Annotated in this window: 11 protein-coding genes and 1 pseudogene; 11 read left to right on the top strand and 1 reads right to left on the bottom strand. The window is 37.3% G+C overall.

Translation table 11 applies throughout. The annotated features are described in order from the left end of the window. The first annotated feature begins 76 nt into the window (after positions 1-76). Both IGJ32_RS07190 and IGJ32_RS07185 read left to right on the top strand, forming a co-directional pair. Positions 77-2,293: a putative mucin/carbohydrate-binding domain-containing protein gene (locus tag IGJ32_RS07190; RefSeq protein WP_342081768.1), complete on the top strand. Its 2,217-nt coding sequence runs from the start codon at positions 77-79 to the stop codon at positions 2,291-2,293. Between the two features lie 659 nt (positions 2,294-2,952). Beyond that, positions 2,953-4,169 (top strand): annotated as a pseudogene (locus IGJ32_RS07185) (alpha/beta hydrolase); the annotation flags it as partial. A 258-nt stretch (positions 4,170-4,427) separates the two neighbouring features. On the opposite strand, the gene IGJ32_RS07180 reads toward IGJ32_RS07185, so the two are convergent. Continuing rightward, positions 4,428-5,603 carry a helix-turn-helix transcriptional regulator gene (locus IGJ32_RS07180; protein WP_161651752.1) on the bottom strand — a complete coding sequence of 392 codons (1,176 nt, stop codon included), beginning with the start codon at positions 5,601-5,603 and terminating at the stop codon, positions 4,428-4,430. 158 nt (positions 5,604-5,761) lie between these two features. Between IGJ32_RS07180 and IGJ32_RS07175 the strand changes: the two genes are divergently transcribed. The 9 genes from IGJ32_RS07175 to IGJ32_RS07135 all read left to right on the top strand — a co-directional run bounded on the left by IGJ32_RS07175 (position 5,762) and on the right by IGJ32_RS07135 (position 16,447). Continuing rightward, positions 5,762-7,969, top strand: a complete 2,208-nt coding sequence (locus tag IGJ32_RS07175) for a glycoside hydrolase family 3 N-terminal domain-containing protein (RefSeq protein ID WP_342081767.1) — start codon at positions 5,762-5,764, stop codon at positions 7,967-7,969. A 10-nt stretch (positions 7,970-7,979) separates the two neighbouring features. Further along, positions 7,980-9,332 carry a PTS sugar transporter subunit IIC gene (locus tag IGJ32_RS07170; RefSeq protein ID WP_010737699.1) on the top strand — a complete coding sequence of 451 codons (1,353 nt, stop codon included), beginning with the start codon at positions 7,980-7,982 and terminating at the stop codon, positions 9,330-9,332. 13 nt (positions 9,333-9,345) lie between these two features. After that, positions 9,346-10,233: an ROK family protein gene (locus IGJ32_RS07165; RefSeq protein ID WP_342081766.1), complete on the top strand. Its 888-nt coding sequence runs from the start codon at positions 9,346-9,348 to the stop codon at positions 10,231-10,233. After that, positions 10,223-11,587 (top strand): glycoside hydrolase family 1 protein, encoded by a 1,365-nt coding sequence (locus IGJ32_RS07160; RefSeq protein ID WP_342081765.1) that lies wholly within the window; start codon positions 10,223-10,225, stop codon positions 11,585-11,587. Before IGJ32_RS07165 ends, IGJ32_RS07160 begins: the two co-directional genes overlap by 11 nt. A 4-nt stretch (positions 11,588-11,591) precedes the next feature. Further along, entirely contained in the window at positions 11,592-12,566 is a 975-nt protein-coding gene (locus IGJ32_RS07155; protein WP_342081764.1) for an alpha/beta hydrolase, read from the top strand. Beyond that, positions 12,567-14,267: a DUF4091 domain-containing protein gene (locus tag IGJ32_RS07150; RefSeq protein ID WP_430610322.1), complete on the top strand. Its 1,701-nt coding sequence runs from the start codon at positions 12,567-12,569 to the stop codon at positions 14,265-14,267. A gap of 352 nt (positions 14,268-14,619) precedes the next feature. Continuing rightward, on the top strand, positions 14,620-15,303 hold the full coding sequence (locus tag IGJ32_RS07145) for a DUF1538 domain-containing protein (RefSeq protein WP_010737694.1): 684 nt from the start codon (positions 14,620-14,622) through the stop codon (positions 15,301-15,303). Continuing rightward, on the top strand, positions 15,300-16,073 hold the full coding sequence (locus tag IGJ32_RS07140) for a DUF1538 domain-containing protein (protein ID WP_063627193.1): 774 nt from the start codon (positions 15,300-15,302) through the stop codon (positions 16,071-16,073). The genes IGJ32_RS07145 and IGJ32_RS07140 overlap by 4 nt, the downstream gene beginning before the upstream one ends. Further along, positions 16,070-16,447 carry a P-II family nitrogen regulator gene (locus IGJ32_RS07135; RefSeq protein ID WP_010719019.1) on the top strand — a complete coding sequence of 126 codons (378 nt, stop codon included), beginning with the start codon at positions 16,070-16,072 and terminating at the stop codon, positions 16,445-16,447. The genes IGJ32_RS07140 and IGJ32_RS07135 overlap by 4 nt, the downstream gene beginning before the upstream one ends. The last annotated feature ends 99 nt before the right edge of the window (positions 16,448-16,546 follow it).

Here is a 16,546-nt window from a genome sequence, read left to right as displayed (position 1 = left end):
TGTACAAAAGATAACGTTTTCGTAATGGATTAATAATTATTTTTTGTTCATAAAATAATTTTAAGGAGTGAGGTAAATGAAAAAATATGCGGTTAGTCTGTTGTTGTTTGTGTTTGGTATCTTTGTACTTTCAGCCAATGTTGGGGCGCAAGAAGTCACGTCAAAAGAGATTTTTAGTATTCCGGAGCCGACGTGGATCTTCAACTCAGGGATGAGTAAAGGGAAAAACCATGATCGTCAGGATCTAGGTTTTATCTTAAGCGAAAATACCGAATTGAGAATGAGACAGACAAATGCTCATTTCAAGAATAAGTTAAAATTGCGACTACTAGGAAACGATAAAAAGAATGAAAAAAGTATCGAAGTTGGATCAAATTGGGTAAGTATACGTGCAGATGAGCCCTTGGTTCCATTTGTTGATACACCGTACGGAGAAGGATCAGCACAGATCGAATACGAAGTGGTGACTTCCAAAGAAATGAAAGCGTTACCTGTTTATGAATATCATGGGAATGAGACCATGTTTTTTTCAATGTGGGATACGGAGGATGCAGAGTATGCGCTAATTCAAGGAGTAGATTTCCAATTACTCGTACCCAAATTGGACAAAGAACTAGTGAGAAACTTAAAAGATTTTCCATCAATTGATGCGTTGATTGAGTATCATCACGGTATTTTTGCTTTATTTAACGGTATCGCTGGTTTTGATGGTTCCGCACCAGAAAATCAGAACGGCGCGAATCGTTACTTTTTAAAGGCAGATGATTCTGGCGCAGGTGCTGCTTATTATGGGGGTGATTGGACAGCTAATAGTGAACCTACGACAGATATGTGGTTGAAAGAACTAAGTTGGGCAACATTACATGAAATTGCTCACGGTTATCAAGCTGGTTTTGATGGGCAAGATATGTATACTGGCGAAGTGTCAAATAATTTATTTGGGGTCCAATATCAGTATGAAAAATATGGAAAAAAAGCAGATGACATCGGTTGGTTGTTTAATTTAGGTAAAAAAGAAGAAGTCGAAAACAAGCTATATGATAAGTTGATCCGTGATGGAGACACTTACCATGATGTCGATGTGCGTGAACAACTGATTTTATTAACGATGTTCAAACAAAAAGCTGGAAATGACTCCTTCACTAAGATATATCAGGAATACCGTAAAATGGCTAATCAGAGTGATTTCAAAGATTGGGAATATACATTACCCAATTTAATGAATCGTATCTACAGTGAAAATAGTAAGCAGGATTTTTCTGCTGCCTTAAAAAAACGTGGGTTGTATCTTGATGAATTTCAAGCAGAAAAAAATCGTGTGGCAGGTTATCCAGCTGTGGCTTCATTGGCAGATATTGTCTCTGAAAATGAGTTGGTGCGTGCACGTCAATTGATTGACCCAAACTATTTGATCAATTCTAATTTTGAATTGGTTACTAACGAGGAAATCGCCTCTCTAGGGTTGGTTGGTGATTTGACCATTGAAATTCTTCCTAGCGATTTGAGTAACTTTGAAGGGCTCACAGTTGAATTAAAAGATGGAGCAACTATTATAGCGAGTCAACCAGTACAACAAAAAATGACATTTAAAAATATTCCTAATGGGGTCTATCATTTAGAATTTTCTGGTGAACAAATGAAGTATTATTTACCAAGCGAAAATTATGTTTATGTAAAGGAAACCCAAAACCATGCTTCTCTTTCATTAATCAAAGCTGATATCAGTAAGTTAGCCGATGAAGATCTTATCTTTTATGGCTTTAATGATCAATGGTCAGGTTCATTAAGAACGAATTTGAATTCAAGAGAAGCAACACTTACCTTAAATATGCCAAAACCTCATTATTTATTTAAAGATGAACTTTATGTAAAAGTGACTATCAAATCTCAGGATGGCAAAATTAGGTATGAAAAATCGATTAATGGAGACATACCTGAACGATTCACCGATGACCATTTGTTGCTTGAGATAGGAGATAGCATAGAAATCTACCATGCAGAAGCAAGAAATCGTTTGAAAGGTCCAGAAAATCTTATTGATCGTGGACAAAATACTAACCACTGGCTAGTTACGGAACATGGGTTAAAACACCTTGGATTAAACAATAATCCAGAAAAAGATCTTATGAAAAAAATTGAAAAATTAGGGAATTCATTAGTAAAAGCTGAGGGTATTAAACCGATGGCGTGGGAAAGATCAATGGCTAAAAAACAATTATGGACAGCCATACAATCTCTATCTCCAAAAGATACAGAACATTATATGTCCCAATATTATGTTTTGTTTAAATAGCATATGATGAGCAGGCAAGATGAGCAGTCAAAATTATCGAATTGATCGTCTTTAGCAAAAAACTTAGCACCTTAGAGGTTGAGACGAAAGTGTTAACTATCAAGTACCAAAAAAAATACCGAAAATTGCCAAGAAACACAAACGCTAGTTTTTGCTGTTGATTGTTATCTACTTGGTGCTTCTCCAATTTTTGATTAATTTCGGCTTATCTTTCGAAAATGCTGCTTTTATCTCGTCGTGAACAAGAGCTCTTTAAACACCGTTTATTCATTTTTAGATATACTAGAAGATACTGGGACAAAAAAGTTGTCTCAGTCTCTTCTTTTGTTTTATCACAAGCGTTTGGTTTTAGTGATGTAATACAAATAAGACCAGTATAAAATATTAGCTAAATGGCTATGCTAGTATAAATGACTTGAATGATCCTAAGATTTACTCAATAATTTTTTAAAATAGCTTCTTTTATATAACAAACACTTCTTTTTTGATATAAAAATGGTTACGCTTTCATTAGAATGGAAATATCAAATAAAGGAGTGAGTAGAATGAAAAATAAATGTTGCATGATTACTTTGGCTTCTATTTTATTGTTAGGATGTGCTACACCAAGTATCGTTTACGGAAAGGAACAAGAGGGACTATTGGCAAGAACAAGCCTTACATCTGTTTCTCAATCCCTCAACAAAGGAAACGAGGGGCAAGTAAACACAACAACACTTGGACTATCTGACGATGAGCAAGCGATCATTCAAGCAATCGGTAAAGGCAAGAATTTCAAGGGAAAACTTTATTTAAATTATATCCGAGATAAAATAACTGAAGTTTTCAAAGAGTATAATGGAGATATTTTTAAACTTCTAAGTGAATTCTCTTCGTTGATATCAGACCAAATTTCAGAAGTGAATGTAAAAGAACGCTTTGATGTTAGTCCAGAAGTAATCAAACGTTTGATTACAATCAGTGCGATGTATGACATTGCTTTTGCAAAAGACAGTTGTTTTATGAGCTTGCTTGGTGCAGCGAATGATGGAACGGCACCTGCTGAGCCTACAGGTTTTTATCCTAATACCACTCAATTAGAAGGAACGACCGTAAATAAGCAAGATGGAAAATTAATGACGTTGAAATCTTATTATGTGGATCAAAAATCAGATGTAACGGTGATGATTCATGGTGGTTTTCGAGGAAATTGGAATTTAGGGACAGTAACGGATGAGTATAATATCTTTTACAATGCGGGCTATAATTTATTATTTGTAGACCCTCGTGCCACTGGAAACAGTGGGGCGATTATGTCACTTATGGACAATATGAGTCAGATGATGTGCTCTATTGGATCAATCGAGAAGTAGGAACTAAGCCGACTCAAAAGATTTTACTTTATGGTGGCTCAATGGGTGCTGCAACTATGATGTCAACATTAGCTAAGGATATCCCAGCAAACGTAAAAGGAATCATCGAGAATTGCGGATTTAAATCAATTGATGAACAACTTAGATACACCTACAAAAATACCGTAGCGCCTTTATTAGGTTCAATATTTGGGGAAGAATTTGGCATTGTAGCAGACGAAGAACATGAAGATCTATATATGGGATTGTTGAAAGAGTATTACTTTGACCAAGAATTAAAAATGAATGTGAATGAAAATCTACCTGAAATTGGTATGGCCACAACGATCCCCAAATTGATCATTCACGGAGATGCTGATCAAGTAGTTCCTCATGAAAATGCGGATGAGCTCTATGATCTTTCCGGGGGCTATAAAGTCAAGTTGATTGTAGCAGGAGCTGGACATGGGGAAGCCCAATCAGTTGATCCCGTAGCGTATCAAACATATGTCACTAATTTTCTAAATTATCTTTTTGGAAGTCAAAGACATTAAGAAAAAATGATTGATCTTTCTGAGGAATGGGACGAAGTTTGACACGATCGAGAGAGTAGCGCCACGCATAATTAGGTTGATGAAATAAGCCGAAGAATCTAAAATCATTTCCTTGATTTTAGTGTTCTTCGGCTTGTTTTTACTACATTTACTCAAACCAAAAGCAGTTAAAAATACATACATGAAAGTATTGAACCTATCTGATTTCGATCAAGATAAATGGAGAACGACTTAGTAGTTAAGGCATTTTCAGACTAATGAATGGGCATAGTGGATACTTTTGTATTCTTTTGGGGTACAGCCGGCGACCTTTTTGAACACTTGAATAAAATGACTTTGACTAGAATAAGCAAGCAAGTGACTGATTTCATCGTAAGAATGATCTGTAAACAATAACAAATGTTTTGCTTCGGTTATCTTTTTTTCTTGAATGTATCCGTGAATGGTAATCCCCATTTCTTTTTTGAAGTGGCTGCAAATATGTGCTTTATGTTTTTCAGTGATGGCAGCTAACTCGTCGACGGTGATGCGTTCGTATAAATGATTATCAATGTGGTTGACAATCGTTTTTACTAACATGGATTTTTGAGCTAAAGGAAAATTATGAAGAAGTTCCATAAAACGGAAAGTTGCTTCTTTCATATATTGCAGACATTCTTTGACTGAGTGGATATAAATCAGTCCCTGAATCAAAGAGTCGGACAGACCGAAGGCTTGATTGATCGGTACGCCTTCTTCAATACTCATTCTGGTAACGATGGCTACGAACGAGGCAAATTTAAGTTTCAACCCTTCCAATTCAAAGGGGGATAAAGAGACTTTATAGGTTTCTTTCATTTTATTGAAGACCCAAATGACTTTTTCAGGTTCGTTTCGTTTGATGTAATCTAGATAGCGTAATTCAAAATGATACGAATCGAAGGTTTCTTTGTGGATCCGTCGATCATAAAGATTATTTTCCAGGCTGTAATCAGTGGATCGATTTTTTTTATTTTTTTCTTGTTGAAAGTACCAAATAAATTCTTCCTTTTTGGTTGGTCGCTGAGTCAGAATCGTGTGTAATAGTTGGATATATTCTTCAAATGAATACTTGTCTTCTTTGGAATAATGAATATTATAATGGTACTCATGCCCCATAAAAAAACAAGAGGTTTCTTTTGAACCGATAATACCGCAAGGGCCAATGATCATCTGATATTCCTTTTGATCAGATTTAAAACAAAAATAGCCGTATAAATAGGATGTTGTATGGTAAAGCTGGATCTGCTCTGTTTTTTTAAATGGAAAATAGGTACTGATCGTGATTGGTAAGTCTTCTAAATTTTTTGGATGGATGAGATATCCGTTTTCATCAAATAATAGCATCGGAATCAGATATTTTCGGTACAATAAATCCATAGTTATTTTAATCGTATCAGTAGTCATAATGTAAATACTCCTTGTGACGAATTCTTTCTTTTTATTTTACACGAATAAATTTTGTATAGCGCGAACATTTTGGTATAAATGCTAATTTTTTTATATAAAATTCGTTTTTTATTCTTTATAATCTGTTCTATAAAGCGGTTACAAAGGAGGCGCCGATGGAAACAGATCAGTTACAAGCTTTGTTTGATCGATTATCTGTTCAGGAAAAAATCGCACAAACGATCCAACTGAATGGAAGTATTCTATCAGAAAATGATGTGATGAATACTGGGCCAATGGAAGAATTAGGATTACCTCAAGAGTTAGACGTATTTGAGATTGGCTCTATTTATAATATCAACGATCATCAAAAATTAAAAGAACTACAAACAAAAGTTTTAGCAAAAAGTAAACACAAGATACCCATGTTGTTTATGTCAGATGTCATCTATGGGTTTCGGACAATTTTCCCCATACCTCTAGCTCAAGCTGGTTCTTACGATTTTGAGTTAATTCAACAAGCAGCTAAGTTAACAGCAGAAGAAAGTTATTTAAATGGCTTACATGTCTTGTTTTCACCAATGTTAGATTTAGCGCGTGATCCACGTTGGGGGAGGGTTATGGAATCTCCAGGCGAAGATGTTTATACGGCGAAAGAGTTTGCAAAAAGTATCGTCAATGGTTATCAGGGAGATAGTGAGACAAAAATTCCAGAAAAACATGTAGCTGCATGTCTGAAGCACTTTGCAGCTTATGGAGCACCGGAAGCAGGACGAGAATATCAAGCGGTAGATATGTCCCATCAACGGCTTTTCAATGAATATCTACAGCCTTATCAAGCAGCAATTGAAGCAAAATGTGAATTAGTAATGACTGCTTTTAATTTGTTGAATGGAGTACCTGCAACTGGAAATGAATGGTTGAATCGAGAGATTTTACGTTCTCGCTTTGGTTTTGATGGCGTATTAGTTTCAGACTATGCAGCAATCAAAGAACTGATTCCTCACGGGTATGCCAAAGACGAAATAGATGCAGCCAAAAAGGCACTCATTGCAGGTGTTGATTTAGACATGATGACTTCGATTTATGCCAATCACCTGTCTGAATTAGTACAAGAGCCACGATTTATGCAACTTCTCGATGAAGCGGTGTGGCGTATTTTAATGCTAAAAAATAAATTGGGCTTATTTGAAAATCCTTATCGTGGCTTGGAAGAAGTGAATACTGGAGAAATCTTAACCGAAAAAGCTAAAGAAGCAGCAGTCGAGTTGGTTGAAAAAAGTTGTGTTCTTTTAAAAAATAATGACACACTTCCATTAGTACCAAAGCAAAAAATTGCTGTGATCGGTCCATACGGCGAAAGTCCTCTCACTTTAGGTTTTTGGGCTTCAGTCAGCGGAAAGCCACAAGATACGGTTACTTTGAAGGAAGGATTGAGTCGCCATTTTGCGACAGATCACTTAATGTTTGCTAAAGGATACAATTTATTCGATTCTTATGATGGGTTTGGACCTCTGAAAAAAGGAATGGAATTATTGAATGGGCCAATTGCAGAAGAGGAATCATTAATGGAAGAAGCTTACCAGATTTCTCAAAAAGCTGATGTGATTGTATTAACATTTGGCGAACAATTTCTCGAAAGTGGTGAAGGAGCTTCTAAAGCTCACTTACAGATTTCAAAAAAACAACGACGTTTGATCAAAAAATTACATGAATTAAATAAACCAATTATAGGCGTACTATATACCGGTCGACCGCTAGTCATAACGGATATAGAAAAATATTTCGATAGTTTATTACTTGTCTGGTTTCCTGGAACGATGGGTGGGATCGGAATCGCTAATTTACTTGCTGGTAAAGTCAGTCCTTCTGCTCGTCTATCGATGACGTTTCCTAGAAGTGAAGGACAACTACCGATTTATTATGCTCAGACCTCCACAGGCAGACCAATATCAACAAGCAATCATTCTGAGCGTTTTGTCTCAAAATATATCGATGAATCCAATGATCCGCTATTCAAATTTGGAACGGGAATGAGTTACGCCTCATTCGAAAGTCAATTACTGAGAAGTGAGCAAAAAGACCAATTTATTGAGATCAATTATTTAGTGAAAAATCGATCGGATGTTTCAGCAGAAACTGTGACACATCTTTATCTTCATCAAGAATATGCTTCGATTGTCCAACCGGAAAAACGATTGGTCAGCAGTCAGCGAATCTATTTAGAAGCAAATCAAGAAAAGCAAGCAAGAATCAATATTCCAATTTCTGACTTAGCTATCTTTGATAATAATGGAAATAGTTGGATAGAAGAAGGTGTCTACCATTTTTATTTAAATGTCGACGGGTTAGAAAGTGTTACCACATGGGAATATAAACAATAGGGGGATTACGATGGAAAAATTAGAAGCGTTTTTAGGAAGTAAGTTATTACCATTATCGCAAAAATTACAACAAAATAAAGTGTTAGCTGCTTTGATGGAAGGGTTTATTCGTACGAGTCCAATCACTTTGGGGATTGCGCTGATTACGATCGTAGGGAACTTCCCAATTCCTGGTTGGATCGATTATTTGACTTCATTAGGTATTTACCCACATGTAGAAGCTATTACAAATGGTGCAACTGGGGTATTTTCATTGTATGTCGTTTATAGTCTGGCTTTTTCTTATGCAAAACAACTGGGGACGAATGAGCGAAACGCAGCAATTATTTCTTTAGCTAGTTTTGTGATGTTGATGCCTCAAACTGTCGCAACAATGGCTATGCAAAATGGAGAGGCTGTAGACTCTACGATTGCAGCATTACGCTTAGATTTCTTAGGCGGACAAGGCTTGTTTATTGGAATGATCGTTGCGTTAGTGGTTACTCAACTTTATGCTTATCTATCGAAAAAAAATATTGTGCTTAAATTACCAGATAGCGTACCTCCGATGGTTACGCAATCATTGGCACCGGTCTTTGTTGTAACAATCATCTTTGTCTTTGTATTTATTCTGCGTATCTTATTTGGTTTGACAAAATCTGGCTCGATTTTTCAATTCTTTATCGATGTGATCAATGCACCGCTTAACGCGTTGGTTGCTAGTCCATTATCAATTATTATTATCATGGAAGTATTAGCTGTCCTTTGGTTCTTTGGGATTCACAACGCAGTTTTACAAGGACCATTAGGAGCAATCAGTATGACGATGGTTGTCTCAAATATCGCAGCTTTCCAAAAAAATGAAGCTTTGCCTTACTTGATTCCTTCTGTGATCTACATGGGAATGTACGCTGCAGGCTTCATGGGATTTGTGACGTTCTTTATGATTCGTAGTAAATCTGCCAAAATGAAACAACTTGGGAAATTATCCGTGATTCCTGCCATTTTCAACATTACGGAACCCTTGATGTTTGGTATGCCGATTATTTTAAATCCATTGTTTTTCATTCCACAAGTCTTTACACAGTTGATTGCAGGCTTTGTGACGTGGGGATTAACCACAACCATTTTACCGATTTCATTGAACCCAATGATAAGTTTATTGCCTTGGACGACACCAACTTTTGTTAAGATGCCACTTTCTGGTGGGATAAATTATACAATCTTGATGGTTATTTGCATGGGCATCGGGATCTTGATGTGGTATCCATTTATCAAGATTGCTGACAAAAAAGAGTATGAATTAGAATTAAAAGCAGAAGCCGAAGCTAAGGAAGCAAAAGAAAAGATGGCTGGTGTGATTGCAGAAGAAGTTCAAGCATAATGGAGGAGAGCAAATGGTCGTTTTAGGGATTGATATTGGAGGGACGATGATCAAGACCGCTCTGATTTCTCAGAATGAAGTTTCTTTTAAAAAGCGTTTTCCAACACCTTCAGACAAAGAGCAATTTCAACGATTATTATCACAAATGATTCGTGACTATCAAGAAATCCAATCATTCCATAAAATTGCTTTTTCAGTACCTGGATCGGTTGATCAGTCTGGGACAGTTCGCTTCGGCGGTGCTGTTCCTTATCTGGATCAACTCCAATTGCAATCGTTTTTAGAGTTGGAGAATTTCGAAGTGTTCGTTGAAAATGATGCCAAAGCTGCTACTTCCTGTGAAATGAAATATGGCAATTTAAAAGGGATCCAACAAGGCGCAGCAATTATTTTGGGAACTGGAGTTGGCATGGGCATTTGTATCAATGGACAGCTTTATAAAGGAACGCACATGCAAGCCGGTGAAATTAGCTTTATGATCCGTGATCGTCAGATTACTGGTCAAGACTCGTTTGTAGGTATGGGACTGTCGGCTGTTTGGTTGATCAAACAATTAGCTGAATTATTAAAAGTAGACAACGAGGGCGAACAGGTCTTTGCTGCCTTAAAAGACAGTGAGAATGAGTCAGCCAAAGCTTTATTTCATGATTATTGTAAACAGGTTGCTTTTCTTTGTTTCAATGTTCAAACGCTGCTAGATGTTGAAAAGATCGTCATTGGTGGAGGAATCAGTCAACAAGAATATTTGATCCAGACGATTCAACAAGCTTATCAAGAGCTGTTTACAGTAGCACCAATCATCAAAAAAACATTACAACCAATGACGATTGAAGCAGCAAAATTTCAAGCAGACGCCAATTTAATTGGTGCGGCCATAAAGGAGAATGAAGATGAAAAATAAATTTCCAACAGATTTTTTATGGGGAGCTTCTACCAGTGCTTATCAAGTAGAAGGCGCTTGGAATGAAGAGGGGAAAGAACCATCTGTTCAGGATATCAAGTCTATCCCAGAAGGAACGACTGATTTTAAAGTTGCCTCTGACCACTACCATCGATTGGAAGAAGATGTCCGTTTGTTTAAAGAGTTAGGACTAAAAGCTTATCGTTTTTCGATTTCATGGAGTCGTGTAATGCCTAATGGAAAAGTGAATCCAGCTGGTATTGCTTTTTACAAACGTTTGATTGAGTTATTGAAAGAAAATGATATCCAACCAATCGTAACTGTTTTCCATTTTGATTTGCCTGCGTCCATTGCCGAAAAAGGTGGTTGGGAAAATAGAGAAACGATTCAAGCTTTTGCGGATTATTGTCAGGTATTATTTGACCATTTTGGGCAAGATGTTCCACTTTGGCAAACAATCAATGAACAAAATGTCATGGCATTGGCTGGTTCTGTAATTGGGACAAGTAATAAAAGTATGAAAGAAAAATTCCAAGAAAACCATCATATGTTAGTCGCACAAGCCCTCGTGACCAGTAATTACCACAAAGGGAATTATAACGGCAAAATTGGACCAGCACCTAACATCGCTAGTGTGTATCCTGCTTCAGATAAACCAGAGGATCAGATGGCCGCTTTATATATGAGTGCGCTTAGAAATTGGCTCTTTTTAGATGTTGCTGTTTTTGGGAAGTACAATCATAATGCTTGGCATTTATTAGAGAAGATTGGTGCGGCACCAGTGATTACTGCAGAAGATCAAACGATTTTAGCAGAAGGAACAGGAGACTACATTGCTTTTAACTACTATAATACAATGACCGTCTCCAGTTATTTTGCTAAAGAACAAAAAATAGATCAGCAATCCGGTTTTGGGATTCCAGGATTCTTTCAAACAGTCGAAAATCCACATTTACCAATGACGGAATTTGGCTGGCCTATTGATCCAGAAGGGTTTCGTTTTACTTTAAATGAAATTTATTCTCGCTATCGCTTACCACTCTTGGTGACAGAAAATGGGATCGGTGCATCAGAACAACTCATTTACGGGAAAATCCATGATGATTATCGGATTGATTATTTACATCAACACATCCAGCAAATGGCTTTAGCGATTGAAGATGGCGTTGAGGTGATCGGTTATTGCCCATGGAGTGCGATTGATTTGATCAGTACCCATGAAGGAATCAATAAAAGGTACGGATTTATCTATGTCAATCGGACCGATGAAGAGTTACTCGATTTAGCACGGTATAAAAAGGATAGCTTTTATTGGTATCAACAAGTGATTGAGGAAAATGGCTTAGGAGAATGAAGCAATGAGAACAAAAGAAATTATTTTTGATCGCAAGGCAAATACCGGTCTCAAGCTTTACTTACAAGAAGAATTGTTTGAATCGCAGCAAATCGAAAAACGTCCGTTTATTTTAGTGATCCCTGGGGGTGGGTATTCTTTTTGTAGTGAAAGAGAAGGGGAACCGATCGCATTAAGCTTTCTGTCAAAGGGCTATCATGCAGGTGTTTTACATTATCATGTAGGAGAACATCGTCATTTTCAAAAAGCATTGTCTGATGGACAAAAAGCAATGGAATTACTTCAAGAATGTGCGGAAGAATGGCAGATTGATCGTCATAAGATTGCGATCATTGGCTTTTCAGCAGGTGGGCATTTAGCAGCAGCCATGTCGACAATGTTAGCGACCAAACCTGCTCTATGTTTATTAGGTTATCCAGCTATCCTCTCTTCTTTTTCGGAGGTCATGGGTATTTCTGCTCCTTCTTTGGAAGAATGCGTGACGAGTGATACGCCGCCGACGTTTTTATTTTCCACATTTGAAGATTCGATCGTTCCTATCGAAAATTCCTTACTATATTTACGTGCGTTAGAAGAAAATGATGTTCCTTTTGAATCACATATTTTTCAAAAAGGACCTCATGGACTTTCTTTGGCAACTAAGTGGTACCGAACATCTGATGAAGTGACAGACGAACGTTTTGCTCGCTGGTTTCCATTTGCGATGGAATGGATGGAATCACAGTGGGAAGAACAAGAAAAAGGCAACAAATTATCGACCAGAGAGATCATCGACATACCGATTTTTCAACTCGTAAAAGAGGCAGAAAATCAGCAAGTTCTCCAACGATTTTTCCCTATTTGGCAAGATCCTAGTCGTTTCAAATTAGTAAAAAGACTTAATTTAAAGCAATTACGGCGAATGATTCCAGATCAAATGACGAATGAACGATTTGAACAATTGATCGATGGATTGAATCGACCAAAGGAGGAGCATTGAATGCAAGCTTACCTTGTCCATGAAAGTTATAAAGCGACCAATCGTCTGACGGCTGAACAGCCTCAGGAACTTACGGAATTAACTTTTTATAAGAACAGTAAAAATGCTTGTCAGTTACTACTTCATGACGGGCGAAAAAACCATTTCGTACTATCGGATGAATTTTCGATACCAGATGCTATTGAGATACCGATTTATCGTATCGCTATCGAATCCTCGTTACCAGTAAAAGCTCAATTTATTGACTATTATTTAGGCAACGAAGATATATTGTATGCTGATAAGTTGTTAGAACAAACAGTGAAAACTTATTCAGGCGATCGTTATGCGCCAATTTATCTGGAATTTCCTCTGGATACTGAAATCAAGTCTGGCAGCTATTCACTAGAAATAACAGTTTACCGTTCATATTTGACAGCCGGTGACGAAGAAGTAGTGACGAAAAAATTAATGATTGACGTTTCAGATTATTGTTTTCCAGATAACGTGACTCAGAAATTTAATTTGGATATTTGGCAACAACCGTCTAATTTAGCGAGAAGTTTTCAAGTCCCGTTGTGGAGTGAGGCTCATTTTCGGTTGATTCGTGAAATGGCCGCCAGTTTAGCAGCAATTGGGCAAAAAGCGGTAACGGTGATCGCAGGCGAGATCCCTTGGAAAGGTTGGTTCAATTATATCGTCAAAGACTATCCAGCGAATCTCTATGAGTATTCAATGATCAAAGTCAAGAAGGATCTCAAAGGAGAATTGACGTGTGATTTCACCATTTTAGATCGCTATCTTCAAACGATGGCAGAAGCAGGTATCGATCAAGAAATCAACGTCTTTGGTTTGTTAGGTGTGTGGCAAGTACCATTCTTCCCATTGATCCAACAGTTAGATTACCCTGAAAAAATTGTGGTTCGCTATTTTGATGAAGCCTTGCAAAAGATCGGATTCATCGAAAACAAAAATGAATTGAAGTCCTATTTCAACCAATTATTTGAGCATTTCAAAGAGATTGGGGTATGGGATAAAGTCAGGATTATCTCTGATGAGCCGAAGATTCACGAAATAGACACCTTTAAAGCTTCATTAGCAGAATTAAAGTCAGTGGATACTAGTGTTCAGATAAAAGTCGCTTTTGATAAAGAAAACGTCTTGGAACAATTGCTGCCAGATGTCGATTTTCCGGTCACTTCTTTTTATTGTACGTGCAACCATTATCAGCAGTTAACACAAAGCCATCCAGGAAAGACACAATATTATATTTGTAATTATCCTGATCGTCCGAATACCTTTTTACACAGCTCATTACTAGAGACTCGTATCCAAGGAATTTTAGCGCATTGCTTCAAAACAGATGGTATGCTGCGTTGGGCATATAATTGCTGGCCAGAAAATGTGCGAGAAGATATCCGCTATAATACTAGTTCGTTACCGATCGGTGATACTTGTCTCATTTATCCTAGCTATTCTGGACAGTTATTGTTGTCTTTACGTTACAAACAATTGCAAAGAGGAATTGAAGATTTTTACCTGGTCAAAGAAGCAGTGAATAAGAATCCGATTGTCACACAACACTTGTTAGATGCATTTTTAGGCAGCAGCGAACCAAAAGAATGGATGCAAGATAGCCATACAAGCAACCAACGTTTGTTTAATAAACAGGCAGACGAATACGAAGCATTTCGAAAACAATTGATTGCTTCCTTGTCTTAGAGCTGAGTACTTATTTTGTGATTGCTTTTTCAGGGTGAAACAAAAAGGGCGCTAAGCTCCAGATGTTTTTTGAGTACCTTGCTAAACAGCAGACCTTCCTTTTCAGAATCAAGCCCAAAAAATTGAAAGGCTCGTATGGTTTTTCATTCTTGATTTTGAAGTAGCAGGGTTGCTTATAACATAAAGAGAAGCCAAAGGAGCCGAAACCAAGTTTGATTTTCGCTCAATTTGGCTTTTTTTTACGGTAATGTCATATTTGAGTATTTTTTTATTGAAAAAAATAACAGCGTTTACCTGTTCTGCTCGTAACTTGTGAAGGAATCAGGTAAAATAGAGTAAAGGAGGAGGATATATGCTAAAAAATTTAAAAGAAGTTGTTATCGCCATTTTACCAATGACACTTTTAATTGTTATTTTAACTTTTATTTTCGCACCGCTTGACTCAGATGAAATGATTTCTTTTTTGTTTGGGGCAGGGATTATGATGATTGGCATGACACTATTTTTATTTGGCGCCGATTATTCGATGATGGAAGTCGGGCGATTAGTGGGAAAATATATGATCAAAAAGAAAAGTCTCACAATCCTCATTGCTTTAGGATTTATGATTGGAATTGTAATCACGATCGCAGAACCTTCCGTTCAAGTGTTGGGACAACAAGTCAATCAGATTTCTGAAGGAAAGATTGGCCGAGTGTTGTTAATTGGAATTGTAAGCGTTGGCACAGGTGTCTTTTTAGCGTTTGCTCTTTTACGGGTTGTCTTCAAATTATCTTATTATCAATTGATGGCGATTGGTTATGTTGGTGTATTAGTCGCTTCATTTTTTACAAGTAATGAATTTATGCCGATTGCTTTTGATTCTGGAGGCGTTACGACTGGACCGATTACTGTTCCTTTTATTCTAGCATTAGCTGGCGGACTGACTAGTATGATTCGTCAAGAAACGAGTGCCAATGATAGCTTTGGGATGGTTGGGATTGCATCTTTAGGTCCAATTCTGGCAGTAATGATTTTAGGGGTGATTTTTCAATGAAGATAGTCCAAGAATTATTCTCGGGGATAGAAATCATTGCCTATGAGGTGTTAATCGCCATATCGCCGATCATACTATTATTCTTAGTCATGAACTTCCTGAGCTTTCAGATGAGTAAAGAACGTTTCTGGGCTATTATCAAGGGCTTTTTGATCACTACTGTCGGATTGATCTTATTCCTGCATGGTGTCGATCTGGCTTACGTTCCTGTTGGACAACATCTAGGTAGTGTACTTGCTAGTTTAGAACATAATCAGCTTTTGATACCTTTAGGGTTCTTGATGGGGTTTTTAGTTGGTTTCGCAGAACCAGCGATCCATGTCATGGTTAAACAAGTGGAAGAATTGAGTGAGGGAAGAATCAAAGCAAAAATCATGTTAGCAGTCATCTCTATTGGGATTGGCTTAGCAGTTGGGTTATCTATGTGGCGTTTATTAGTTGGGTTTTCTCTCTACTATTTTTTGATTCCAGGATATGGCTTAGCTTTCATTTTAGGGCGCAAGGTTGATAAAATTTTTCTTGCTATGGCATTTGATAACGGAGGGGTAGCGACTGGCCCCATGTGTTCCACGTTCATTTTATCGATGTGTGTGGCAATCGCCACGCAAATTGAAGGAAGAGATCCGATTATTGATGGATTTGGAGTGGTGGCTATGATTGCATTGACGCCCATATTATCGACATTGGTTCTAGGCTATATCTACAAAAGGAAAGATGAAAAAGATAAACAAGCCAAACACAAATTACAACAGTTGGAGGGAAAAAAATGAAAGATCCTGTAGCGTTGAATCTGAATATGATCGTCACGATTGTTGATGGGGGAATGGGGTACGAAGTGATTAAGTTTTCAAAAACAGCCGGAGCAGCTGGAGGTACGATACTCCATGGGCGTGGATCAGGGATTCATGATTCTAGTAATTTTTTAGGTCTGGAAATCTCACCTGAAAAAGATATTGTGTTAACCCTCGTACCTGATAGTTTAACCAATCAAGTCATGGAGACGATTGGTCAGGGAATCAACATTGATGTTCCAGGCAATGGTATCTGTTTTAGTATTGATGTCGATAAAGTCATTGGGATCACTAAAATCCACCAATATCGGGAAGTGATCGAGATGAAAGAATTGATGGAAAAAGAGGAGTGAACCTACAATCGCTCAGGTGGTTTCATTGTTTTAAGGAGAATTTGATGAATTACTAAATTTTTATGAAACCCTCCTCTTTTACCAGACAACTTTTTAAAA

This window comes from Enterococcus sp. DIV1639a (assembly GCF_050530445.1).
Lineage (GTDB): Bacteria > Bacillota > Bacilli > Lactobacillales > Enterococcaceae > Enterococcus_B > Enterococcus_B hirae.
Note: the sequence above shows the minus strand (reverse complement) of the source record. Positions and strands in the feature narration are given on the sequence as shown.

Coding starts and splice junctions, on each gene's coding strand:
- IGJ32_RS07160 (WP_342081765.1), top strand. CDS start 10,223: ATGAAAAATAAATTTCCAACAGATTTTTTATGGGGAGCTTCTACCAGT.
- IGJ32_RS07140 (WP_063627193.1), top strand. CDS start 15,300: ATGAAGATAGTCCAAGAATTATTCTCGGGGATAGAAATCATTGCCTAT.
- IGJ32_RS07170 (WP_010737699.1), top strand. CDS start 7,980: ATGGAAAAATTAGAAGCGTTTTTAGGAAGTAAGTTATTACCATTATCG.
- IGJ32_RS07180 (WP_161651752.1), bottom strand. CDS start 5,603: ATGACTACTGATACGATTAAAATAACTATGGATTTATTGTACCGAAAA.
- IGJ32_RS07150 (WP_430610322.1), top strand. CDS start 12,567: ATGCAAGCTTACCTTGTCCATGAAAGTTATAAAGCGACCAATCGTCTG.
- IGJ32_RS07190 (WP_342081768.1), top strand. CDS start 77: ATGAAAAAATATGCGGTTAGTCTGTTGTTGTTTGTGTTTGGTATCTTT.
- IGJ32_RS07155 (WP_342081764.1), top strand. CDS start 11,592: ATGAGAACAAAAGAAATTATTTTTGATCGCAAGGCAAATACCGGTCTC.
- IGJ32_RS07135 (WP_010719019.1), top strand. CDS start 16,070: ATGAAAGATCCTGTAGCGTTGAATCTGAATATGATCGTCACGATTGTT.
- IGJ32_RS07165 (WP_342081766.1), top strand. CDS start 9,346: ATGGTCGTTTTAGGGATTGATATTGGAGGGACGATGATCAAGACCGCT.
- IGJ32_RS07175 (WP_342081767.1), top strand. CDS start 5,762: ATGGAAACAGATCAGTTACAAGCTTTGTTTGATCGATTATCTGTTCAG.
- IGJ32_RS07145 (WP_010737694.1), top strand. CDS start 14,620: ATGCTAAAAAATTTAAAAGAAGTTGTTATCGCCATTTTACCAATGACA.